We start from the raw sequence: 23,482 nt of genomic DNA on the forward strand, positions 1-23,482 counted from the left end.
CCGCATGTCCGCGATCACGAGTTGACCCGCGGTGAACGTCGCGTGGAACGAGATCCCGAGCCCGCGAGCGTTCGGGAACCGGCCGACCGCGGCTTCGCTCGCGAGGTCGTAGAGGGCGATCCGCTCGTCGTGGTGCGACCAGGACCGCCCCACGGCGTACCGGTGATCGCCCGACAGGGCGCACGGCGATGCCAGGACCCAGTAGTTCGACCCGCGCGACGTGAGCGTCAGGGCCGACTGCGCCCCGACCGCGTCCACCGGGACCGGGGCCACCGCGTCCGGCGGGTGGTTCCGCCGCCACCCTTTGCGCCACCCCGGCTGGAAGTGGAACTCGGTCACGCCCGCGGCGGTCTCGGCGAACATCGCGTCCTGTTCTCTCACCACCAGCGCGTACCGGCCCGTCGGCGAGACGAGGGTTCGGTTGCGCACACGACTCGGCGCGTCGGTAAGGTGTCGCAACTCGCTCCCGCTCATCGCCTCGATGACGCGGACCCCGTGGCCGAGTTGCCCGACGGCGACGCGGGTGCCGTCCGGCGACAGCGCCAGTCGGGTGATCGCGTGCCGCGGCTTCAGTTGCAAGAGTCGCACGGCCGGTCCTCGTCTCTCATCCGCTGCGTTTGTGTTGGTCCGAGCCCGAGCGCCGAGCGAGGGGTGAGCGTGATCCCTCGCGGGGCGCTGGGGCTGGGACCGGACCGGACCGGACCGCAACTCGTCACACACAATCGCGGAGCAATCCGCCCTGCGATCACTCCAGGTCCCACACGACGACGCGCCCGTGGCGAGCGCCGGCAACGGCCGTGAGGCCGTCGGGGGCGATCGCCAGGCACGTCACGCTGTCGAGCCGCCAACTCCACTCGCCGAGCTGCGTGCCCGTCGCCACGTCCCATAGTTGGACGCGGTTCCGCGGGCGGCGAACGAGCAACCCGCGGCCGTCGGGCGTGAACGCGAGCGGCGGTCGCCAGAGATCCGTCGCGGCCACGCCCGACGGGCGGTTCAGCGTGAACACCGGCTCGACGATCGCCCGCGGTTTCGGGGCCGTCGCGGTCGCCGCCCGCTGGACAAGCGAGGGACCGGGTTCGTCGTCGGGTTCGGCATCGGGCTCGGGCGAGTTGTTGGGCGTGTCGAACACGGTCACGTTGATGCCGTCACAGATCGCGAACCGGTCGCCGGTCGTTGCGAACGTGACCCCGGGTGACCCGAAGCGCGAGCCCTCGGTGCGGTACGGGTGGTCGAGCGCCAGCACGACGCGGCGCGTCCCGATGTCGATGAGCGAGGGCTTCACGCGCTCGTAGACGCCGACTGCCCATCGGCCCCCTGGCGACACCGCGACGAGCGCCGCGCTGCTCTGGAGTGAGTGGGTTCTCTCCGTTAGCACCGGGTAGATGTGACCGCCGACACCGAGCACTGTTCCGAGGGACAAGGTCCGGAGGCCGCTGGGCGTCGCCGCGATCAGGCCGCCGGCGCGCTCGGCAAGGACCGCACCCGCGAGCGTGGCCTTGCCGCGCTGCACGAGGATCTCACCGGTGGCCGTGTCGCACACGGTGACGCCGCGGGCCGACGCCGCGACGAGCCGTGCGCCGTTCTCCGCAAAGATGATCGAGGAATACTCGGCGACCCGTGGAACAGGGACCGTGCCGACGACGCTGCCGGTCATCCGGTCCACGAGCGTGAAGCCGGAGTTCGGCTGCGTGACGGCGAACGTGAACCCGTCCGGGTGGAACAGGACGTGCGAGACGGGGTGCGGCGACGCGGTCGTCAGCGTGAACATGGCGTGGCCCCGGTGCAGAGATGGGCGCGGCACCCTCATGATGCCCGGTGCCGCGAGCGGACGCGAGTCCGCACGCGCCCGGTAACAGGGACCGGGGCGGGGCGGGCGGGGTTCGCGGCGCGGGTTCTGGCGGACATTCTCGCGTTCCACATCACCCCTTCACGGCGGGGTGGCAGGCTCGTGTGAAGGCGGGAAAGCTGTGCCGGCGGGTGCGTCGCGGGGCAGCGAATCCGAACGCTCGTAGCGATTTTTCCTGCACTCGCCGTCACGTCACGCTATCCTGACAGTGTCGTTGCCGGCCCCCTCCGACGCACGCACCGCCGGCACCGCGGAGTCTCCGGACATGGCTACCTCGATCAACGGCTTCATCGACCGCCTCCGGCCCAAGCAGTACAGCCGGAAGCAGCCCCTGGTCCTCATCAACGGGCTCGCGGAGCAGGCCGAGACCTGGTACCGCAACCGCAAGTACTGGGGGCGGTTCTTCGAGGTCCACGCGCCGAACATCCTCGCGTTCGAGGGCGAGGCGCTGCACCGCCGCGTCGCCGCGAAGGAGCCGGTCAGCGTCGAGTACCTGGTCCGGCAGTTGCACACGTACCTCGACCAGTTCGTGCAGACCCCGCCGTACCACATCGTGTCGAGCAGCCTGGGCGGGAAGGTGGCCGTCGAGTTCGCGGCCCAGTACCCGCAGCTCGTGTCGCGGCTGATCCTGATCTGCCCGTCGGGGATGGGCGACGAGGAGAAGCTGCCGATCATGGAGGGGGTCGTGGGCCGCGACGCGCTCGCGGTGGTCAAGAGCGTGTTCCAGAAGCCGCGGCTCGCGGACCGCGACATGCTCCGGTACTACAAGTCGAAGTTCGCCAGCCGCCGGTGGAAGACCGGGTTCCTCAAGACGGTCCGCGGGACGCTCGACCACACGGTCCGCGAGCGGCTCAAGGACGTGAAGTGCCCGGCCCTGCTGGTCACCGCCAGCCACGACAAGATCTGCTGCCCGCGGACCGCCGAGGAGGCGTCCAAGGACCTGCCCCACGGGCACTTTCTGAAGATCCAGAACTGCGGCCACGCCCCGCAGATCGAAAAGGCCTCGAAGATCAACCGACTGGTTGTACACTTTCTGAGTTCCCCGACCCCGACCGCCCGCCCGTCCTGGACGCAGTTACTCCTCGTCAAGCCCACGCAAAGGCCCACCGCATGACGACCCACGAGATGCCGGCCGTCGACCCCAAGACCAACCCCAACGTTCCCAGCCGCCTGCCCGACGCGCCGCCGCACCCCGGCGCGCGCGGCCCGGACTGGTGGCTGATGATGAAGGCGTTCCTCACGCAGGGCCGGAAGATCGCGTCGTGCGCGCCCAGCTCCGGGCCGATGGCCCGGAAGATGATCGACGGCATCGACTGGGACAAGGCGCGGTGCATCGTGGAACTCGGGGCCGGCACCGGCCCGGTCACCGCCCAGCTCGTGCAGCGGCTCCGCCCGCACACCCAGGCGCTGGTGATCGAACTCGACCCGATGCTGTGCGCCCGGCTCAAGGCCCGGTTCCACGGCGTCCCGAACCTGCACGTCGTCCAGGGCGACGCGACCAAGTTCGACCAGTACCTCGCCGAGCGGAACCTCCCGCCGGTCGACCACGTCCTGTCCGGCCTGCCGCTCCCGTCGTTCCCCGAGGCGCTCCGCAACGCCGTCCTGGAGACCTCGGCCCGCGCGCTCGGGCCGACCGGCACGTTCCGCCAGCTCACCGTGATGCCGCTCGTCTACTACAAGATGTACGCCCGGTACTTCGACGACGTGAAGTTCCGGTTCGTGCCGTGGAACCTGCCCCCCGGCGGCGTCTACCTCTGCCGCGGCTTCCGCACCATCGCGGCGACAACCCCGGCGAAGTGATCGAGACCAGTGAGTTGCACGCGGGCACCGAAAGGTGCCCGTTCTTGATTGCGTCCGACGAATGTTCGGTAGGGTTTTGAGTTGGCCTGCCGCGCCAAAAATCGGCCACTCGTACACGCCAATTCAGACGTAGGCAGCGAACGCGGAGGGTCGCAGTGGAGATGGAGCGGTGCCATCTGTGGCTTGCGTCGTTCGCCGACCGGGCCGAGGTAGATGATTATTTTGAGGAGGTGGTACCGTACCTCGAAGACCGGCCGATCAACCTATTCGCGGCCGATCAGGGCAAATCCTTCTACGACCACGACTGGGTGTTCACCGAGTTTCACGTAGGTGGCGATCTGGGGGCCATCCTCGATGCCATCCGAGCCCCGGCCACTACCCGCCAAGCGGTGCTCGTCGCCGCGACAAAGATCGAGTTTGAGTTCAACGCGGTTGTTGTTGCGGACGAGGGCGAGTTCCCCAGCCCGGTGAGTGTGGCCGGGCCGCCGCGGCTCGAGTACATCGGCTGTCATACCCTCAGGGGCGAATAGCTTAAACGCCGCACCCCCGGAGCAGACCGTGCCTGCGCTATTATTTCCTGCGGCCTTGTAATTCACTTGGCACCTGCTGAGTTGACTGTTCCTAGCGGCTGGGTTGGCCAGTTGGTCTGTGTGACATTTCAGCCTTTGTACCCTTCGGGGGCAAGCCGTGGCGCCGTACAAGTACGTCACGGGCGGGGTCCACGCGCAGGTGCTGGACTTCCCGGGGGCCATCAGTTGCGGGGCCGACCTGGACGACGCCCGCCGGATGCTCGGGTCGGCGCTAATCGACGCGGCCGAGACGCTGCTCGGTCTGGGCGAGCCGCTGCCGCGTCCGGACCCGTCGGCCGCCGACCCTGAGATGGACCTGGAAGAGCCGATCAATTTGCACCTCTCGGCCAGCTCTGCCGTTGTCGAGGAGCCGGCCGGTGTGGTGCCGTGAAGCGGAGCGGCTGGGCGTAGAAACGTAGACAGAGTTGCACGACCCAGACAGGAGATCCCATGCGAGCGAGCGTCGAGACGCATCCTGGCGGCGTGGCGATTGTGATTCCTGAGTCGATCGCCACCCGTGCCGGGCTGCGTGGTGGCGAGGCGGCCGAGTTGGAGGTCAGCGTGGGCAGGTTGGTTGTGCGGCCGGCCGGTCCGGCGACGTTGACGGAGCTGCTCTCCGGCATCACTCCCGAGAACCTCCACGGCGAGTGGGCTGCCGGGTCGCCCTCCGGGGCGGAACTTCTGTGAGCGATGCCGCGCCCACCTGCCCCGACCGCGGCCACCTGGTCTGGATCAGCCTCGACCCGCAGTCCGGCCACGAGCAAGCCGGGCGGCGGCCGGCGCTGGTGCTGTCGCCTGCCGCGTACAACGGCGCAGTCGGACTGGCACTGTTTTGTCCCGTGACATCGCACGCTAAGGGGTATCCGTTCGAGGTTCCGCTGCCGGCGGGGCTGCCGGTGTCGGGGGTGGTCCTCGCCGATCACGTCAAGTGTCTCGACTGGCGGTCGCGGCGGGCGGAATTCGCGGGCGAGGCACCGGATGCCGTGGTTGCGGAGGTGGTTCGGCGGCTGGGAATGCTGCTCGGAACGGGCGGGTCGGACGTTGCTCCTGATCGCGGCGGTGCGTAGCAATTCTGGTGGTCCTGGCGTTGCACTCGCTGAACAAGGATTGGGATGGCTAGCACTGCGTTCCTGGCCCCGCTGGTGGGGAGTCCGCTGGTCCGCAAGGTGGCGGACGCGGTCCTCGTGCGGTACGCTCACCACCGCACCGTCGCGCTCGACAACATGGACGCCGGCCGCGTCCAGCACGCGACGCTCCTGTCGCTCGTGCGACGGGCGCGGAACACCAGGTTCGGCCGCGACCACGACTTCGCGCGCATCTCCTCCGTCGCCGACTACCAGGCCCGCGTTCCGGTCCGCGAGTACGAGTTCTTCTGGAACTCGTACTGGAAGGACGCGTACCCGCGGCTCGACAACGTCACCTGGCCCGGCAAGGTGCCGTACTACGCGCTCTCGAGCGGCACCACGAGCGGCGCGACCAAGTACATCCCGGTGACGTGGGAGATGGTCGCGTCGAACAAGAAGTCGGCGTTCACCACGATCGCGCTGTTCCGGCACGCGCACCCCGAAGCGAAGCTGTTCAACGGCAAGTTCTTCTTCCTCGGCGGCAGCACCGAACTCCGCCCGCAGCCCGACGGCAGCCTCGCCGGCGACCTCAGCGGCATCTCCGCCCGCGAGCTGCTCGACGTGCTGCGGCCCTACGTCTTCCCGCCGTTCGAGGACACGAAGATCTCGGACTGGAAGGAGAAGATGGACCGGTTCGCGGAGTTGAGCGTCCGCGAGTCGATCACCGCGATCAGCGGCATCCCGGCGTGGATGCAGCGGCTCTTCGACCGCGTCAAGCAGGTCTCCGGCAAGAAGACGCTCAGCGAGGTGTGGCCCCACCTGCGATTGGTCGTCCACGGCGGCACGAAGTTCGACCCGTACCGCGACATGTTCAAGGCGGAGATGGGAAGCGACCTCGTGAAGTTCTGCGAGGTGTACCCGGCGTCTGAGGGGTTCGTCGCCACCGAGGACCCGCGGTACGGCCACATGCGCGTGGTGCCGGACCACGACGTGTTCTTCGAGTTCGTGCCGGTCGGGGACCTCGGTACGGACCGCCCGGCCCGGCACACGCTCGCGAACGTCGAGGTCGGCGTCGAGTACGCGGTGGTCGTAACGTCGTGCGCCGGGCTGTGGTCGTACCTGATCGGCGACACGGTCGCGTTCGAGCGCCGCTCGCCGCCGCTCATCCGGTTCACCGGCCGCACGAAGTACTTCCTGTCGGCGTTCGGCGAGCACCTCATCAGCGAGGAGGTCGAGAGGGCCGTCACGTTCGCGTGCCGCGAGACCGGCGTGTTCCCGCTCGACTTCCACGTCGGCCCGGTGTTCCCGACCGACCCGTCGAAGCCCGGGTTCCACCGCTACCTGATCGAGTTCGCCGACCGCGTTCCCGATCTCAACGTGTTCGCACAGCGGATCGACGAGGAGCTGTCGCGGATCAACGAGGACTACGCCCCGCACCGCGTCGGCGACCTGGCGATGCTGGTGCCCGAGGTGCGGGCGGTGAGGCGGGGCGGGTTCGACGAGTGGATGCGGGCCACGCGGCCGTCGCTCGACATCCAGGCCAAGGTGCCGCGGATGGACAACAGCGGCAAGATCACGCAGAGCCTGACTGCGTGGCTCACCGACCACGGGTACGCGTAGGGGGCTACACGAGCGCGTGTCCCGAGCTGATCCTCGCGACCATCGCGGGGACGCGGCGGCCGAAGCGCAGGACGAGTGACAGTGCGGTGTCGGTGTCGGGCACGATCGCGAACACGGTCGGCCCCCACGAACTCTGACCGACGCCGTGGACACGGGCGTCGCGCAGGTCGGCGATCAACTCCGCGACGGCCGGCGAGGCGTACGGCCCGCCCTGGGCCGCGGCGAACGGCTCGCCCGCCCGGCGGTTGAACTCGTGGACCGCGTCGCCGAACGCGGGGAAGTCGCCGGCCCGCACCGCGGGGATGACGGCGGTTTCCACGAGCCGGCGGAGCGCGTTCGGGTCGCCGCCGCGGGCCGCCGCGAACGCCGCACGCTCGACGTGCCCGTGCCAGCTCCCCGGCACCGGCGACGCGAACACCACCACCCGCCACTCCTTGGGCAGCGCGACGTGCGCCAGTAGCGGCGACACGTCCTCGCCCGGCAGCTTCCCCGCGTCGACCAGCAACCCCCCGTGGTCGAACCCGTGGACGCCGATCGCCGAGCGCTCGCCGCGGCCGACGCGCGCCGCGATGACCTGCGAGGTCACGTCGGTTTCGCCCAGCGCGACCGACAGCGCCTTCCCGACGGCGAGCCCGAGTTGCGTGCCGACGCCGAGGCCGGTGTGCTCCGGCGGGCACCGCTCGACGAGGACCTGGAACGGCCGCCGCTGCTCCTCGGGGATCGCCTGCATGAACCGCATCGCGAACCCCTGGGCGCGGCTCGCGAGCATCCCCTCGAACCGCCACGACCCGGCCGGCTCCGCGGCGACGGCGGTGCTGGGCGTGTCGATCATCAGCCCGACGCCGCCGAACGCCCGCTCGCCGGCGCGGTGGTCGCCCGCGGCGGGAACGTGGAACAGCCCGAAGTGCAACCGGCTCGGTGCGACCACGCGAACCATCAACTGCCCCCCGCGGCTCGGAGCCTGGCTTCGAGCAGGTCCATCGCTTCGTGTTCGGCCGGTCCGCCGGTCTTCCCGACAATCACCCGCAGCTTCGCGAACTCGGCCGCGACCTCACTGTGCGGGATGAGGTGCAATCGCGTGGCGAGGATCGCCGCCTCGACGACCGCGTGCTTGGCCCGGTTGAACCCGAAGAAGTCGCGCGTGCGGCCGGTGTGAACCACCGCGGCCTCGATCGTCACCCGCTCCCGGCTCGCGTCGATCGACTCCACGGTGAACTCGTAGTGCCGGCACGAGTCGGCGAGCACGAACCCGCGGACGCGCGCGGCCGGCGTCACCTGCGGGAACACCTCGACGGCCCCGATCGCGGCCCGCGCGAGCAGCACCGCGTCGTCGGTGACGTGTAGCACCCCCTCGGGGTGCCGGCACAGGTTGCGATAGGTGTTCGAGGTCGGGAACGGGCGCAGGGTGAAGCTCCGGAAGTCGGCCGCCACCCGCGGCCCCATCGGCGCGAGGTGCGGCGACCCGTCGGCGTCCACGGTCGTCACGAGCCCTTCGAGAATCAACGTCGTGTTACCTTCCAAAGTAGAACTAGTTCTTGTCTAAACTCCTGAGCAGGCCCGCGGCCTTGTGCAGCGTCTCCTCGTACTCGCGGGCCGGGTCGCTGTCGGCGACGATGCCGCCGCCCACGGGAAACTGCACCCACCCGCGGCCGGCGGTGAACGTGCGGATCAGGATATTCGTGTCCATCGCCCCGTCGAACCCGATCCACCCCAAGCACCCGCAGTACGGCCCGCGGGCGGTCGGCTCCAGCTCGGCAATGATCTCCATCGCACGCACCTTCGGCGCGCCCGTCACCGAGCCGCCCGGGAACGCGCCCGCGAGCAAATCGAGCGGCCCGACGCCGGGCTTCAACTTGCCGCGGACCTCCGAGACGAGGTGGTGAACGTACCGGAACGACTCCACCTCGCACACCCGCGGGACGCGCACCGAGCCGTACTCGCACGCCTTGCCGATGTCGTTGCGGAGCAGGTCCACGATCATCACGTTCTCGGCCCGGTCCTTCGGGTTCGTGACGAGGTCGCGGACCAGTGCGGCGTCCTCTTCCGGCGTGCGGCCGCGGGGGCGGGTGCCCTTGATCGGCCGCGTCTCGACCTCGCCGCCGGGGTGGACCCGCAGGAACCGTTCCGGCGACGCGCTGAGAATCTGGAAGTCGCCGAGGTCGAAGTACGCCGAGAACGGGGCCGGGTTGAGCGTTCGCAGCCGACTGTACAGTTCGAGCGGGTGCTCGGTGAGCGGCGCGAGCAACCGCTGCGACAGGTTCACCTGGAACGCATCGCCCGCGTGGATGTACTCCACAACGCGCCGCACCGCCGCCTCGTACCCGGCCCGGTCGAAGTTACTCGTGACACCGGGGAACCCGGGCAGGGGGAACTGCGACGCGAGGTCGAGTGGCGGACCACCCGGCGAGCGGGGGGCATCAGTCCTCCGAGTGCGAAGCAACTCGAGTGCGCTCCGAAGGCGTGTGTCTCGCCGTTGTCGGCGCGCTTCGCGGTTCTTCGCGGGTAAGCCCGTCGAAACGACCCAGACCCGTCCGCTGACGTGATCGAAGCTGACAACCCAGTCGTAGATCCCCGCCGAGTAACTCGGCGCACGAAACTCGTCCGCTCGAGGCAGAGCGATGCGTTCAAGCACACGGTTCAAGTCATACCCGAATAAGCCCGCGAGGCCGCCCTGGAATGGCGGAACATCCGGGTTTGTCGGTTGCTCCGTCTCATGAAGGATGCGCTCGAACCCCATCCAAGGGTGCCCGAACCCGTACCGCACCCCGTCGATCAATCGGCCGTCGGGCGAATTGATCCAGTCCACCGGATCAGCACTCACATACGAGTAGCGGCCGCGGTCGGGGTGCGTCTCGGACGAGTCGAGGAACAGCAGGTGCGGGAGGTGCGCGAGGCGGCGGGCGACGGCCCAGGGGTCCGGGGCCGGGATCAGCTCGACCGCCAGCGGGCCGCCGGGCGGCGTCGGCACCGGCACCGCGTCGAACTGGAGTGGCTCGCCCGAATCCATGATGAAAGTATAGGGGGGTGAAACGAAAGACCGCCGGGATAAACCCGGCGGCTCGACGGCATCGTATTTGGCGAGCGGGGGACGTTAGTCCCCCGGTAGAACGCGCAGACTTCAGAACCGGGGGACTAACGTCCCCCGCTCGCCCCTGAACGGGATCAGCCCTTCGGCTTGATCTCCTTGAGCAGCACGTCGATGGCCTCGTCCATCGCCTTCTCGCGGACGTGCTTGAACCGGATCACGCCCTTCTCGTCGAGGACGTACACGGTCGGGAAGAACTGCACCTTGTAGTCGGCGACCGGGCCGCCCTTCGCGCCGCCGTTCCACCAGTGGACCCAGGGCATCGGCTCCTTCTCGATGAACTTCACCAGCGTGTCCTTCTCGTCGTCGGCGCTCAGGCTGATGAACGCGAACGGCTTGTCCTTCAGGTTCTTCACGAGTTCGCGCTCGTGCGGGATCATGGCCCGGCACGGCCCGCACCACGTCGCCCAGATGTCGAGGACGACGACCTTGCCGCGGTAGTCGCTGATCTTCACCTTCTTGCCGTCGAGGTCCTCACAGGCCGAGTCCGGCAGCACCTTGCCGACGGTCAGGTTGTTGAGGAAGAACAGTTGGGCCTCGACGGCCTTGGCCAGCGGCTCTCGGTCGCCGCGGCGGCCGCCGATCTCGACGTCGCCGAACTCCTTCGCGGCCCGCCGGAGCAATCCCTCGGCCTCCTTGAACGCCGCGACCTGCTTGTCGCCCGGCTTGGCCGAGTCGCCCTCCTCCAGGATCCCGGCCCCGAGGTAGTACAGCGCGGCCCCCTGCACGTCCTTGTTCTTGGACTTCTCGGGCAGCACCTTGAGCAGGTTGCGGCCGGCCTCGCTCCCGCCGAGGCTCGGGAGCAGCGCCTTGAGCTTCGGGCTGTCGCCGTGGTGCTCGGCGAGCGCGGCGGCGACCTTGTCGGCCCCGGCCCCGGAGAGACCGAACCCGAACGCCATCTCGGCCGCGTCGGGCAGCGCCGGGTTCTTCGCGTCGTCGGTCGCGAGGGCCACGGCGGCGTCGAGCAGCTTCGGCCGCAGGGCGACGAACTTGGCGCGGAGGTCGGCCCGCTCGTCGTTCGTCTTTGCGGCGCGGAAGTCCTTCTCCAGCGTCTCGAACTCCTTGCGGAGGGCGGCGAACTTCTCGGCCGGGGTTTTCGGCTCGTCCTTCTTCTCTTCGGGCTTCTTGTCTTCGGGCTTCTTGTCGTCGAGCGCGCCGGCAAGGCCGCAGAGGCCGAGCGTTAGGGCGAGCGTGAGCAGCAAACGCATTGTGATCCTCAGGGGGTGCGGGGCGGAAAAACGAACGCGCCCGTCCGGCACGGGCCGGCCGGGCGGGCGTGGGGCACTCAGCCCTTGGCCTTGACGGCCTCTTTCACGAGGTCCTCGACGGCCTTGTCGATCTTGTCGTCACCGGGGTTGCTGACCCACTTCTCGCGGACGATGCCGGAGTGGTCGATCAGGAACAGGCTCGGGAACGCGCGGACCCGGTACTTCTTGAGCACCGGGCTCTCGCCGCCCTCGTCCCACCAGTGGACCCAGGGCATCGGCTCCTTCTCGAGGAACTTCTCGAGGGTTTCCTTCTTGTCGTCGGCGCTGACGCTCACCAGCACGAACGGCTTGCCCGTGTTGCCCTTCACCAGCTCGCGCTCGTGCGGGATCATGGCCCGGCACGGCCCGCACCACGTCGCCCAGATGTCGAGAAGCACGACCTTGCCCTTGTAGTCGGAGAGCTTCACCTTCTTGCCGTCGAGGGTGAGCGACTCGACCTCCGGGGCCGGCTTGCCGATCTCGATGAACACGATCTCCTTGAGCATCTGGGTCTGCTTCTTGGCGAGTTCGGCGATCGTGCTCCCGCTGCGGCCGACCTTGGTGTCCGGCGCCTCCTTGACGGCCCTCTCGAACAGGTCGATCGCCTTCGCGATGCCGGCGGTGAGTTCCTTGTCGTCCTCTTCCTCTTCGGCGTTGCGGGCGGCCTTGAACCCGCGGATGAACAGGGCGGTCCCCTTCGCCTCCTTGTCCGTGGCCTTCTCGCTCACGGCGACGAGGAGCTTGTCGCCGCCGGCCCCGAGCCGCATGGCGGGGGTGAGCAGGTCCTTGACCTTCGGGTTGGCGGCGTGGTGCTCGGCGAGCAGCGCGAGGGCCGCGTCGACCTCGGCGATCCCGTCGGCCCTGGCCTCGCCCGCGGCGGTGACGACGAACTCGGCCGCGGCGAACCCGGTGTCGCCCTTGGGGTCGTCCTTGGCGATCGCGAGCGCCTTGTCGGCGGTCAGCGCGACGAGTTCCCGCATCTCGACCTGGACGCCCCGCTTGTCGGCGGGGTCGCTCGCCTTCTTGAACCGGTCCTTGAGTTCGGCCAGTTCGGTGTCGAACTTCTTCTTGAGCGCGGTCAGCTTCTCGGCCCCCTCGGACTTGCCGTCGCCGGCGTAGACGAGGAGCAGGCCGAGGCCGAGGGACACCGCGGCGGCGCAGAGCAGTCGCATGGGGTGACGTCCTGGGTGGGTAGTGGGTGCGGGCCGATCTCACCAGGGTACGTCGGTAGACGGGCGGGGGGAAGCGGGTATTCGAACCCGCGTCCGCGGGGCCGGCGGGATTCGGCCGGTCCGGCACGCCGGTTGCGGGTTACACTCCCCGTAACCGGGGCCGAGCCGATAATCTCGGTGCAACAACAAACACCCCGACACCCTCACGGAGACCGGTCGTGGCAGACACCATCAAGAAGAAGGTCGAGAAGGCGGGGGCGTCCGTCGGTAAGGTCGTGAAGAAGGCGGGCCGGAAGATCAAGTCCGGGGCCGTGGCCGTTGCCGACGCCGTGTCCGACAAGGCGGGCGACGCCGCGAAGGCCGCGAAGAAGGCGGTCAAGACCACCGCCAAGAAGCTCAAGGGCAAGTGACCACCGGTCCGGCGACCACCGGTCCGACCCGCACGCGGCCCACCCGAAAGGGTGGGCCGCGTGCGTTTCCTCCGCGCCTTCACGCGCAACTCACCTGACCCCCCGGGCGGCTCGGGGTACAATCCCCACACCGCGCAGCCGCGCCACCCCCGGAGGAACTCGAATGCCCGCCACCGCACCCGACCGCGTCCCGGTCACCGTCCTCACCGGCTTCCTCGGCGCGGGGAAGACGACCCTCCTGAACCACATCCTCACCGCCAACCACGGCAAGAAGATCGCCGTCATCGAGAACGAGTTCGGCGAGATCGGCGTGGACCAGGACCTCGTCATCAACGCCGAGGAAGAGATCTTCGAGATGAACAACGGGTGCATCTGCTGCACCGTCCGCGGCGACCTGATCCGCATCCTCGGGAACCTGATGAAGCGGCGCGAGAAGTTCGACTACATCCTCATCGAAACCACCGGCATGGCCGACCCCGGCCCGGTCGCCCAGACGTTCTTCATGGACGACGAGGTCCAGAAGAAGACGATGATCGACGGCATCGTCACCCTCGTCGACGCCAAGCACGTCATGCTCCACTGGGACTCGCACGAGGTCAAGGAGCAGATCGCGTTCGCCGACGTCGTCCTGCTCAACAAGTGCGACCTCGTGACCCCGGGCGAACTCGATTCGCTGGAGCGCCGCATCAAGAAGATGAACGCCGTCGCCCGCGTCCACCGCACCACCAACGCGCAGGTGAACCTCGACCACGTGCTGAACGTGAAGGGGTTCGACCTGGACCGCATCCTCGTCCACGAGCCCGACTTCCTGAAGACCGGCGGCCACGATCACAAGCACGACCACGACCACAAGCACGACCACGACGGAAAGGACCACTCGCACTGCGACCACGAGCACGACCACTGCGAGCACGACCACGACCACAAGACGCACTCGCTCGAAGTTCACGACGCGCACGCGCACCCCGAGCCCGACCACGTCCACGACGAGTCGGTGTCGAGCGTCGGCCTGACGATCGAAGGAGACCTGGACGCGAAGCGGCTGAACAAGTGGATGAGCGAGTTGCTCCAGTCCAAGGGCGGCGACATCTTCCGCATGAAGGGCGTACTGTCGATCAAGGGCGACCCGAACCGGTTCGTGTTCCAGGGCGTTCACATGCTGTTCGACGGCCGCGTCGACAAGCCCTGGGGCAAGACCCCGCGGTCGAACAAGCTGATCTTCATCGGTCGGAACCTCGACCGCGACGAGCTGACCGCGGGGTTCAAGAAGTGCCTCGCTTAGCGGCCCGTTGAAGGTTGGCTGCCGAGCGGCAGGGCGAACCCTGAGCGCCAGCGAGGGGGTGACGCTTACCCCCCTCGCTGGCGCTCAGGGTTCGCCCACGACCAACCACGAACCACTCACCACCAACATCCCACAACCAACCTCCACCCTGCCATGCCCCGCCTGAACCTGTTCGGTAAGTCCGAGAACAAGCTCCGCCCCGCGTGGCAGGCGGCGGTCCCCGACCACACCAACTCGCTGTCGTGGTCGCCGGACGGCAAGCTCCTGGCCGCCGCCGCGGTGAGCGGGCCGGTCACGGTCTTCGACGCGAACACCGGCAAGCCGGTCCACCAGTTGAAGGGCCACGGGTTCGGCACGGCCGCGGTCGCGTGGCAGCCGGGCGGCACGCTGCTCGCGTCGGTCGGCCAGGACAACAGTGTCCGCTTGTGGGACACTTTGAGTGGCCAGGAGGCGAAGACGCTCGAGGCCGGCGGCTCGTGGTCCGAGAAGGCGGTGTGGCACCCGTCGGGGCAGTGGCTCGCGACCGCGGCGGCGAAGAAGGTCCGCGTGTGGACCGCGGGCGGCGAGTTGGTCCGCGAGCTCCCGCCGCAGGCCGGCACGGTGATGGACCTCGCGTGGCGGCCGGGCACGAACCACCTCACGCTGCTCGCCTACGGGGCCGCCTCGACCTACGACCCGCTCGCCGGCACCGAGCCGGTGAAGCTGCTCGCGTGGAAGGGGTCGCCGCTCGCGCTCGCGTGGAGCCCGGACGGCCGCATCTTCGCGCACGGGAACCAGGACTCGACGGTCCACTTCTGGTACTACGACGAGTCGCACGACCTCCAGATGTGGGGCTACCGCACGAAGGTCCGCGAGCTGGCCTGGGACCACACGTCGCGGTACCTCGCGACCGGCGGCGGGCCGGTGGTGTGCATCTGGGACACGAGGGCGAGTTCGAAGGGGCCGGAGGGGTCGAAGCCGCAGATGCTCGACGCCCACGACGCCGAGTCGAGCCTCACGGCGCTCGCGTACCAGGCCCGCGGGTTCCTGCTGGCGTCGGCCTCGACCGACGGGCAGGTGGTGCTGTGGCAGCCGACGAACGCCCGCGGCCCGCAGGTCGGCGGCTTCAAGTTCGCCGAGGGCGAGGCGTCGGTGTTGGCGTGGAGCCCGGACGACAAGTCGCTGGCCGCCGGCAGCGGCACCGGTGCGGTCGCCGTGCTCCGTGCGGGGTGAGCGCGAACCCGCCGCGTGGCCGCGTGTCTGTCGCATGACTCACATCGGAGGCGTCATGCGGGCGGACATGGGGAAGGTGCTGGTCGAGCGGCCGCGGCTCAAGCGCCGCTCCGGCGACAGTCGGCCGGCGAAGGGTTACCGCAAGGAGACCGAGCGGGCGCTGGCCGCCGGCGACCCGCCCAACCGGGAGCGGCTAACGAAGCGGTACGGGCACATACGCAAGTTCTTCAACGAGAACCTCGCCCCGCTCCGTCGGTTCCTCGACGCGAACGTCGGCCGCCCGTGGAACAAGGTCTACTCCGAAATCTGCCAGCACGTTGACCGCAGCAACGTCGTCCAGAAGCACGTCCTCACCCACCTCTTCGACTACGTCGTCAGGGACACAGTCCTCGTCAACGGCGAGCCCTGCCGTGCGGACGGGCGGCGCAGTTGGTATCGCGACGGGCCGTCGCTCCGCACGAGTTCCATCCGCCACCAGTGGTACGTCTGCCCGAAGTCGGGGCTGCTCCGCCGCAGCCGGTACGTCCCGTACCAGCACAAGGCGCCCACTCCGCCCCGGCAGGTGGTGCTCAACAAGGCGCAGCGGTGCGTGCTGCTCAACGGGCAGTGGGAGTTGGTCACGGTCGTGCCGATGGCCGACGCCCAGAATGCGGGCGGGTACGACGTGGTGCGGAAGCGGCACGCCTCGGGCTGGCAGCACGACCGCGCCCTTGCCGCCGCGTTCTACGGCGAGCCGGTCTACGCGGTTTCACGGCGAGTCCTCGCACGGTCTGAACTGCGCAACCTCCCGATCCCGATCGAGTGGTTGCGGTGACGGCGTGAACGTGGTCCGTCACCGCTTCTTCTCGGCGACGGCCCGGGTCGCGGCGGCGACGAGCGCGTCGAGGATGCCCGCGTCGCCCGGCAGGAGCTTGCGGAACGCGGCGAAGTCGAGGTTCGCGTCGGCCGCCCGGCCCTGGAAGAGTCGCGTCAGCCCGCGGCGCGCCAGCGAGATCCCGTCGCTCCGGTCCTTCGCCCGGAACGCCTGGCACTCGGCCAGCACCTGGGTCAGCTTGTGCCGCTGCTGGTCGCGGACCAGCCGCAGGAGCACCCGCGTCGCGGACGGCGGGTCGATCTTGAACGCCTCGCGGTAGTCGGCGGCCGCGGTCGCGTCGCCCAGGTGGTACTTCGCGTTCCCCCGGGCCGCCCACCCCGCGGCGAGTTGCGGGGCCTTCTTCACCACCTCGTTCAGGTCCGCGAGCGCCTCGGCGTACTGCTCCAGTCCGATGCGGACGATGCCGCGGAGGTACAGGATCTCGGGCGAGGTCGGCTCGGCCTCGAGGAGCGCCGTCACGTCCGCGAGCGCCTCGGGGAACTGCTGCTGCATCATCCGGGCGGTGACGCGGTTGATGAGTGCGTCGCGGTTCCGGGGCTCGGCCCGTAGGGCGTCGGCGCAGTCGGCCAGCGCGCCGTCGAAGTCGAGCAGGTGCAGCCGGGCGGTGGCCCGGGCGACGCGGGTGGGGACGTGGCCGGGGTTCCCGTCCAGCACGCGGGAGAAGTCGGCGGCGGCCCCGGCCGCGTCCCCGGTGCGGAGCCGCTCGGCCCCGCGGCTGTTGAGCACCGCGAGGTTGTCCGGGGCCATCTCGAGCGCCTTCGCGAGGTCGGCGTCGGCCCCCGCGTGGTCGCCGAGGGCCCGCCGGGCGACCGAGCGGTTCAGGTACACGTCGACGTTGGTCTGGTCGAGGGCGATGACCGAGTCGAAGTCGGTGATGGCGGCCGGGAAGTTCTTCGCCAGGAAGTGCGCCGACCCGCGGTTGAGCCTGGCCATGAGCCACGTCGGCTCGCGGTTCACGGCCTCGGTGAACGCCCCCGCCGCGGCCGCCGGGTCGCCGGCCCGGGCCAGGTTCATGCCGTTGTCGAAGGCCTGTTTCGCCGCCGGGTCCATCGCTCACTCCTCGCACGCGAACTCATCGGAGAACGGAAATTCTATCCCGCCGGGCGGCCCCCGGCGGATTTTGCGCCTCCCGCGTTTTCGGGTGGCGGGGCGCCGCCGGGTGTGGTGTATAATCACCCTCGTCCGACCGCCCACCCACCCCGGCACGCCCCTCTCGCGCCGCACCCTCCCACGCGGGGACTCGAAATGTTCGAGGTCGGCTCCTTCCGCTCGTCGCTGCACGGCGGCCTCTCGCGCCGGGCGTTCCTCACGGCCGCCGCGTCGGCCCCGCTCGCGTTCGGGCTGGGCACCCGCACGCTCTCCGCGCCGCCGCCGCACGCGAAGGCCAAGAGCGTCATCGTGCTGTGGCTCTGGGGCGCGCCGAGCCACCTCGACACGTTCGACCCGAAGCCGAACGCCCCCGCCGAGATCCGCGGCCCCTTCGGCACGATCCAGACCCGCACCTCCGGCGTCCGCTTCACCGAGCTGTTCCCGAAGACCGCGGCCCGGTCGGACCGGTTCGCCCTCGTGCGCTCGATGGTGAACTTCGACGGCGACCACCTCAAGGCGGGGTCGATCGGGCTGACCGGGATGCTCGAGGGGAAGGACGCGGAGGCGCCGAACTACGGCTCGATCCTGGCCCGGCACCGCGGCGGGAGCGACCTGCCGGCGTTCATGGCCATCGGCCGCGGGAACCCGCGGGACGTGGTCGGCCCGATGAAGGGGTACGGGGGCGGCGTGTGGGGCCGGAACTACGACCCGTTCCTCGTCGGGTGCTCGGAGCAGGGCGAGACCGACATCCCGGCGTTGAAGCTCCTCGACGGGCTCTCGCCCGCGGCGCTCGACGACCGCCGCACGCTCCTCGGAGACCTCGACCGCCTGAACCGCGCCGCCGACAAGGCCGCGTTCGAGAAGTGGGACGTGACGCAGAAGCGGGCGTACGGCCTGCTCACCAACCCGGACGCCCGCAAGGCGCTCGACCTGACGCAGGAGAAGCAGGCGGTCCGCGACGCCTACGGGCAGACGTCGTTCGGGCAGTCCTGCCTGCTGGCCCGGCGGCTCGCGCAGGCCGGGGTGCCGTACGTCCAGGTGAACTGGAGCCAGTACGTCGAGGCGATCACCCCGAACTGCGACTTCGGGTGGGACACGCACGTGTTCAACTTCGACCTGCTCCCCGACCGGCACGGCCCGGTCTTCGACCGCGTGTACAGCACGCTGCTGGACGACCTCCGCGACCGCGGGATGCTCGACAGCACGCTCGTGGTAGCGATGGGCGAGTTCGGCCGCACGCCGAAGATCAACGCCCAGGCGAGCCGGGACCACTGGCCGCAGTGCTACTTCTCGCTGTGGGCCGGGGCGGGGGTCCGCGGGGGCACCGCGGTCGGGGACAGCGACGCGACCGGCAGCGCCCCGCTCACCGAACCGTTCACCCCGGGGATGGTCGGCGCGACGATCCTCGAACTCGCCGGCATGGACACCCAGGCCCGTGCGGAACTCCGCGTCCTCCCCGGGATGCGGGCGATCCACGAACTCTTTTGACGCGAGCATGATGCGTTTTGGCGAGCGGGGGGCGTCAGCCCCCCGAGTTCTTTGGTTCGCGGTTCACTTGGGGGCTGACGCCCCCCGCTCGCCAAGTTTGCCGAGGAGCCTCCCGTGCCCGACCCCACGCGCCTCACCACCGACGGCACCCTCAAGCAGGACCCGCTGTTCCTCAAGGGCGGCGACCTCGTCTACACGCTCCTCGAATCGCCCGTGCTCATGCGGCTCATGCGGCTCAAGCCCGGCGAGAAGACGCCGGCCAAGCTCCACCCGGACGCGACCACCAACGAGTTCGAGGCGACGTTCACCGCCGACGCGGGCACCTACGCCTTCGTGCAGAGCCGCGGGAACCTGAACATGCGGCTGGTGATCCGCGACGCGGCCACGGGGAAGGACGCGACCTTCGAGCCCGGCGGCGGGTTCGCCGGCATCCGCCGGCCCGCGATCCACCCGAAGGGGGACCGGGTGTGCTTCGCGTTCCCGACCGCGAACGGCCAGGAGATCGTGTCGGTCGGCCGCGACGGCAAGGACCGCAAGACGCTCGCCAGCGGCGGCATCAACAACTGGCCCGCGTACTCGCCCGACGGCTCCCGGGTCGCGTTCTGCTCCAGCCGCGACGGCGAGTTCGACCTGTACACGATGGCGGCCGACGGGTCCGACGTGAAGCGCGTCGCGAAGCTGGACGGCATGCAGATGCGGCCGTGCTGGTCCCCCGACGGCACCCGTCTCGCGTTCACCTGGAACCGCGACGGCAACTACGACGTGTACGCGGTCAACCTCGACGGCACGAACCTCGTGCGGCTCACCGACCACGCCGAGCGCGACGACTACGCCACCTGGCACCCGGACGGCAAGTCGGTCGCGTTCGTCGGCGAGCGGGCCGGCAAGTTCGACCTGTACAGCGTGCCCGTGAGGTGACGGTGAGATGCTTGGTCAGAACCTTTCGCCTCACGCGGGCCGCCACGGAGGGCGGCCCCTACAAACCAAACACGAGCCTTCTGGGAGGGGCCGCCCTCCGTGGCGGCTCGCCAACCGCTTCCGGCGTATCCTCTCAGATTTCGCGTGAACAACCCCGGGCGGCGCGGCTCACCAGCCGATGCCCATTTCCGTCAGCCGCGAGCGGAGCCGCTCGACGTCCCACGCATGGACGCCGGACTCGCCCTCGCGGAGGACCAGCAGGCGGCCGCCCAGCGCGAAGGCGACCTGCTGAACGCCTGACGAGCCGACCGGAACCAGGTTCACGAGCAGTTCGAACCCGTCCCCGGTGCGCCGCCACAGCCGCAACCGCTTGTCCCGGCTCCCCGTCGCGAGGAGCCGGCCGTCGCCGCTGAACGCGATCGACGTGACCCGGTCGGTGTGGGCGCTCAACTCCGCGACGACTGCCCCGTCGGGCACCCGGCGCACCACGACGCGCCCCAGGTGGCTCCCGGCCGCGACGAGCGACTCGTCGCCGCTCAGCGCGACGGCGGTCGCGGCCCCGGCGGGCCCCGTCCACGTCCCGTCGATCACGATCCGCCCCGTCGCGCCGCTCGGCTCGAAGCGCACGAGTCGAACGGTGCCGTCGCGCCCGCCCACGGCCGCGTACCGCTCGCCCGCGTCGACGCACACGAGGCCGCTCAAGCCCGAGGTGAAGTCCGCGAAGTCGTTCCGCCACTCGGCGAGCGGCGTGCGGGCGGGGGCGTCGAACACCGTGAGCCGGTTCTGCCGGGTCATCCACATCCGCCGACCCGTGCGGTCGGGCCGGAAGGCGTACTCGTCGCCCCCCGGGAGCCCGACGCGGATTCCCGGGGTCTGGATCGCCCCGCCGCACTCGAAGTCGACCCATCCGCTCCCGTCGGTGAGGGCCACGCCCCCGGCGAACGGAGCGGCGGCGAACGTCGGCGACACCGGCGGTGAGGTGCGGGTCCAGAGCGTGCGGGGGGCGGTGCCGACTGCGGGCCATTCGAGCGCGATGGTTCCCACCGACCCGTCGGCATTGGCGCGTGGTGCGGCGGCGATCGTGACCACCCGGCCGTCGGGCCGCACGGCGAACGCGCGGACCGGCGACGCCTGGGTGAGCGTGCGGGACTCGGCGCCGCGGCGGACCTCGTAGATGACGGTCCTCCGGTCGGCGGCGACCGCCAGCCGGTGCCCGTCCGGGCTGAACGCCGCGGCGAGCGTCTCCCCGAGGACCACCCGCAGCGCGAGCCGCCCGCGGGGCAGGTCCCACAGCCGCAGCGTGCCGTCGGTGCTCCCCGCGTACGTCGCCGCCAGCGCGCCGCACGGCGTGACGGCCCCGCCCCGCCCGTACCCGCGCTGCGCGCTCTCGCCCAGTTCCGGGTCCGCGAGGTTGCGGCCGCACTGCCGCACCGCTCGGTCCCAGACCGCCAGGCCCGTGGGGCCGTCGGTGAGGAACAGGCTCCCCGTCGGCGTCGCGGCCCGCCACCCGCCCGCCCCGGCGATCCGCTCGTCCGCGAACAGGGCGAGCGATTCGGGCGCGGCCGATTCGAGCCCGTTCCGCTCGAACACCACCCGGCGCGGCTCGCCCGGGAGGACGATCAACCCGCCGGCGGACGGTGTGCCGGTGGGGGCGGGCGGTGCGGCGGCCGCCGGTTCCTTCCCGGTGCCGGTCGTCGCCCACCGCTTCACCGTTCCGTCGGTCGCCGTCGTGTAGAAGAACGCACCGTCGGGATCGAACGCCACGCCGGTGACCTCCTTCCGGTGGCCGGCCCACACCACCGCGGCCGGCTTCTCCTGCGCCAGGTCCCAGCGGCACACCTGCCCGCTGCGGCACCCGACGACGAGCCATCGGCCGTCGGGGCTGAACGCGACCGCCCGCGCGCCGTCCTGGGCGAACCCGCCGCCCGACGCGGCGACCGGGGGGCCGCTGAACGTGAGGGTCCGCAGGGTGTTTCCCGTTGTGGGGTCCACCAGCAGCACGCGGCACCCGAGCCACGCCTTCCCCTCGGCGACGGCCAGCACCTTGCCGTCGGGCCGGAACGCGAGGGCGCGGACGTGGACCCCCCGGGCGGCGACGGCGGCCTCGCGGACGTCCGCTCCGGCGAGGCACATCGCCGCCGCCGAGCGCAGTTCGACGACGTTCCCGCCGGCCCGCTCCGCGTACCCGCCGGCCCGCGCCAGGTCGCGGAGCCCGTCCCACGTCCACCCGGGCTGCGGGTCGGTCGCGGCGTGCTGCACCCGGCCGAGCAGGTTGTGGTACTCCTTGACGGTCGCGGCGGTCCGGGCCTCGGCCTCGGCGCGGCGCGCTTCCGCCTCGGCCCGGGCGCGGGCCTCGGTCAGCTCCTCCGCGGCCGCGAGGCGGGACCGGTAGAGCAGGGCGGCCGGGGGAACGACGAGGAGCGTCGCGGCGGCGAACGCGCCGAGCGCCGCGACCACCGGGTTCCGCCGCACCCACCGGGCCGCACGGGCGACGCGGCCCAGGGGCCGCACGCTGATCGGCCGGCCGACCAGGAACCGCTCCAGGTCGTCGGCCAGTTCGTCCGCGGTGCCGTACCGGCGGGCGGGCTCCTTCTCGAGGCACTTCTGGCAGATGAGTTCGAGTTCCGGGGCCAGCTCGCGGGCGACGCGGCGCACCGGCGTCGGGTCCGAGGTCAGGATCCGCGCGAGCACCTCGCTGGCGGCCGGGGCCGCGAACGGCCGCACCCCGACGAGGCACTCGTACAGGATGACGCCCAGGCTCCACACGTCCGCGGGCGGCCCGACGAACTTGGTCCGCCCGTCGGCCTGCTCGGGGGCCATGTACGCCGGGGTGCCCATGACCGCTTGCGTCTCGGTCAGGTCGGACGCGGCCCACTTGGCGAGCCCGAAGTCGGAGATCTTCGGGAGCCCGTCCGCGTCGAACAGGACGTTCCCCGGCTTCAGGTCGCGGTGGACGACGCCCGCGGCGTGGACCGCGGCCGCGGCGCGGGCGAGCTGCGCGATGAGCCGCGCCGCGGTCATCGGGGCGATCCGCCCGCCGGCCAGCCGCTCGGACAGCGACCCGCCGGACAGGTGCTCGAGCACCAGGAACGGGCTCCCGTCGCACTCGCCGAACTCGAACACCTGGACGACGTGCGGGTGCCGGACCGAGGCCATCGCCTCGGCCTCGATCAGGAACCGGCCGGTCGCGATCGGGTTGGACGCCCGGGACCGGAGCACCATCTTGATGGCGACGGTCCGGTTCAGCCGCACGTGCCGGGCCTCGTAGACGAATCCCATCCCGCCGCGGCCCAGCTCCCCGACGACCTCGTACCCCGGGACGGTGGGGAACCCACTGCGTCCGGCGGGTTCGGGCGGGGGACCGGTGCGGGGCGGGGCGGCGCAGGTGCTGTCCGAGTTGGGCTCGGCGTTGAAGCCCATCTCGGCGAGCAGCGCCTCGACGTCCGGCGTCACGGTCGCCGCGGGGGGCTCGGGGTCCGTCGGCGTCTTGATCAGCGTGACCGTCTCGGTCGCGGCGACCCCGGCCCCGCTCAGTGCGGCCGCCCCGCCGTGCCCGAGGCTCGTGGCGGACCCGTCGCGCGAAACGGCGGCCCCGGACACGGCTTCGGTGCCCTCGGGCGGTCCGGCGATCGGGTCGTCCTTTGACATGGCGTCTCGGCGTGGGCGGTCGACCGGAGGCCCGATCTTACCCGATCCGCCCCGCCTGTCCAAGCTGCGACGGCTCACGTTCGGGGCCGGTTCTGCCGATACTCCGGGGCGGGCTACCGTCATTGTGGCCGCGGCGCGCCCGGTGCTAAACTGGCCGC

General features: G+C 70.5%; 21 protein-coding genes. 13 read left to right on the forward strand and 8 right to left on the reverse strand.

The features are described 5' to 3' along the window. Positions 1-745: 745 nt before the first annotated feature. Positions 746-1,768, reverse strand: a complete 1,023-nt coding sequence (locus ACTIGN_RS18190) for a WD40 repeat domain-containing protein (protein WP_439626370.1) — start codon at positions 1,766-1,768, stop codon at positions 746-748. Between the two features lie 343 nt (positions 1,769-2,111). Between ACTIGN_RS18190 and ACTIGN_RS18195 the strand changes: the two genes are divergently transcribed. From ACTIGN_RS18195 to ACTIGN_RS18225, 7 genes are all read left to right on the forward strand, one after another. Then, entirely contained in the window at positions 2,112-2,960 is an 849-nt protein-coding gene (locus tag ACTIGN_RS18195; RefSeq protein WP_439626372.1) for an alpha/beta fold hydrolase, read from the forward strand. Next, positions 2,957-3,646 carry a class I SAM-dependent methyltransferase gene (locus ACTIGN_RS18200; RefSeq protein WP_439626374.1) on the forward strand — a complete coding sequence of 230 codons (690 nt, stop codon included), beginning with the start codon at positions 2,957-2,959 and terminating at the stop codon, positions 3,644-3,646. Before ACTIGN_RS18195 ends, ACTIGN_RS18200 begins: the two co-directional genes overlap by 4 nt. A 155-nt stretch (positions 3,647-3,801) precedes the next feature. Beyond that, on the forward strand, positions 3,802-4,176 hold the full coding sequence (locus tag ACTIGN_RS18205) for a hypothetical protein (protein WP_439626376.1): 375 nt from the start codon (positions 3,802-3,804) through the stop codon (positions 4,174-4,176). Positions 4,177-4,333: 157 nt separating this feature from the next. Further along, complete coding sequence (locus ACTIGN_RS18210) at positions 4,334-4,606, forward strand: type II toxin-antitoxin system HicB family antitoxin (protein ID WP_439626377.1); 273 nt, start codon at positions 4,334-4,336, stop codon at positions 4,604-4,606. A 59-nt stretch (positions 4,607-4,665) separates the two neighbouring features. Continuing rightward, positions 4,666-4,902 carry an AbrB/MazE/SpoVT family DNA-binding domain-containing protein gene (locus tag ACTIGN_RS18215; RefSeq protein WP_439626379.1) on the forward strand — a complete coding sequence of 79 codons (237 nt, stop codon included), beginning with the start codon at positions 4,666-4,668 and terminating at the stop codon, positions 4,900-4,902. Continuing rightward, positions 4,899-5,282 (forward strand): endoribonuclease MazF, encoded by a 384-nt coding sequence (gene mazF, locus ACTIGN_RS18220; RefSeq protein WP_439626381.1) that lies wholly within the window; start codon positions 4,899-4,901, stop codon positions 5,280-5,282. The genes ACTIGN_RS18215 and mazF overlap by 4 nt, the downstream gene beginning before the upstream one ends. 45 nt (positions 5,283-5,327) lie before the next feature. Continuing rightward, entirely contained in the window at positions 5,328-6,899 is a 1,572-nt protein-coding gene (locus ACTIGN_RS18225) for a GH3 family domain-containing protein (protein ID WP_439626383.1), read from the forward strand. A gap of 4 nt (positions 6,900-6,903) precedes the next feature. Here ACTIGN_RS18225 and ACTIGN_RS18230 read toward each other — a convergent pair whose 3' ends face one another. From ACTIGN_RS18230 to ACTIGN_RS18250, 5 genes are all read right to left on the reverse strand, one after another. Further along, positions 6,904-7,836, reverse strand: coding sequence for a beta-ribofuranosylaminobenzene 5'-phosphate synthase family protein (locus ACTIGN_RS18230; RefSeq protein ID WP_439626385.1), 933 nt, complete (start codon positions 7,834-7,836; stop codon positions 6,904-6,906). Further along, entirely contained in the window at positions 7,836-8,384 is a 549-nt protein-coding gene (locus tag ACTIGN_RS18235; protein WP_439626387.1) for a DUF447 domain-containing protein, read from the reverse strand. Before ACTIGN_RS18235 ends, ACTIGN_RS18230 begins: the two co-directional genes overlap by 1 nt. Positions 8,385-8,427: 43 nt before the next feature. Then, positions 8,428-9,906 (reverse strand): aminodeoxychorismate synthase component I, encoded by a 1,479-nt coding sequence (pabB, locus tag ACTIGN_RS18240; protein WP_439626389.1) that lies wholly within the window; start codon positions 9,904-9,906, stop codon positions 8,428-8,430. A gap of 155 nt (positions 9,907-10,061) precedes the next feature. Next, the gene (locus ACTIGN_RS18245; RefSeq protein ID WP_439626391.1) at positions 10,062-11,192 is read right to left on the reverse strand and encodes a TlpA family protein disulfide reductase; all 1,131 of its coding nucleotides are present in this window, start codon (positions 11,190-11,192) and stop codon (positions 10,062-10,064) included. 77 nt (positions 11,193-11,269) lie between these two features. After that, positions 11,270-12,403, reverse strand: a complete 1,134-nt coding sequence (locus tag ACTIGN_RS18250; RefSeq protein WP_439626393.1) for a TlpA family protein disulfide reductase — start codon at positions 12,401-12,403, stop codon at positions 11,270-11,272. A 218-nt stretch (positions 12,404-12,621) separates the two neighbouring features. Here ACTIGN_RS18250 and ACTIGN_RS18255 point away from each other — a divergent pair, with 218 nt between their 5' ends. From ACTIGN_RS18255 to ACTIGN_RS18270, 4 genes are all read left to right on the forward strand, one after another. Beyond that, positions 12,622-12,813: a hypothetical protein gene (locus ACTIGN_RS18255; RefSeq protein WP_439626395.1), complete on the forward strand. Its 192-nt coding sequence runs from the start codon at positions 12,622-12,624 to the stop codon at positions 12,811-12,813. Between the two features lie 163 nt (positions 12,814-12,976). After that, positions 12,977-14,095, forward strand: a complete 1,119-nt coding sequence (locus tag ACTIGN_RS18260; protein WP_439626397.1) for a CobW family GTP-binding protein — start codon at positions 12,977-12,979, stop codon at positions 14,093-14,095. A 153-nt stretch (positions 14,096-14,248) separates the two neighbouring features. After that, on the forward strand, positions 14,249-15,307 hold the full coding sequence (locus tag ACTIGN_RS18265; protein ID WP_439626399.1) for a WD40 repeat domain-containing protein: 1,059 nt from the start codon (positions 14,249-14,251) through the stop codon (positions 15,305-15,307). Positions 15,308-15,341: 34 nt separating this feature from the next. Then, complete coding sequence (locus ACTIGN_RS18270; protein ID WP_439626401.1) at positions 15,342-16,121, forward strand: hypothetical protein; 780 nt, start codon at positions 15,342-15,344, stop codon at positions 16,119-16,121. Between the two features lie 18 nt (positions 16,122-16,139). Here the strand turns inward: ACTIGN_RS18270 and ACTIGN_RS18275 are convergent, their stop codons facing one another. Continuing rightward, positions 16,140-17,231 (reverse strand): tetratricopeptide repeat protein, encoded by a 1,092-nt coding sequence (locus ACTIGN_RS18275; RefSeq protein ID WP_439626403.1) that lies wholly within the window; start codon positions 17,229-17,231, stop codon positions 16,140-16,142. A gap of 195 nt (positions 17,232-17,426) precedes the next feature. Here ACTIGN_RS18275 and ACTIGN_RS18280 point away from each other — a divergent pair, with 195 nt between their 5' ends. Continuing rightward, positions 17,427-18,758, forward strand: coding sequence for a DUF1501 domain-containing protein (locus tag ACTIGN_RS18280; RefSeq protein ID WP_439626405.1), 1,332 nt, complete (start codon positions 17,427-17,429; stop codon positions 18,756-18,758). A gap of 114 nt (positions 18,759-18,872) precedes the next feature. Then, positions 18,873-19,676 carry a TolB family protein gene (locus ACTIGN_RS18285; RefSeq protein WP_439626406.1) on the forward strand — a complete coding sequence of 268 codons (804 nt, stop codon included), beginning with the start codon at positions 18,873-18,875 and terminating at the stop codon, positions 19,674-19,676. 168 nt (positions 19,677-19,844) lie between these two features. Here ACTIGN_RS18285 and ACTIGN_RS18290 read toward each other — a convergent pair whose 3' ends face one another. Next, positions 19,845-23,324 (reverse strand): WD40 repeat domain-containing serine/threonine protein kinase, encoded by a 3,480-nt coding sequence (locus tag ACTIGN_RS18290; RefSeq protein ID WP_439626408.1) that lies wholly within the window; start codon positions 23,322-23,324, stop codon positions 19,845-19,847. Positions 23,325-23,482: the final 158 nt, after the last annotated feature.

The sequence above is a fragment of the Gemmata sp. genome (assembly GCF_051859125.1).
In the GTDB taxonomy this organism is placed as follows: domain Bacteria; phylum Planctomycetota; class Planctomycetia; order Gemmatales; family Gemmataceae; genus Gemmata.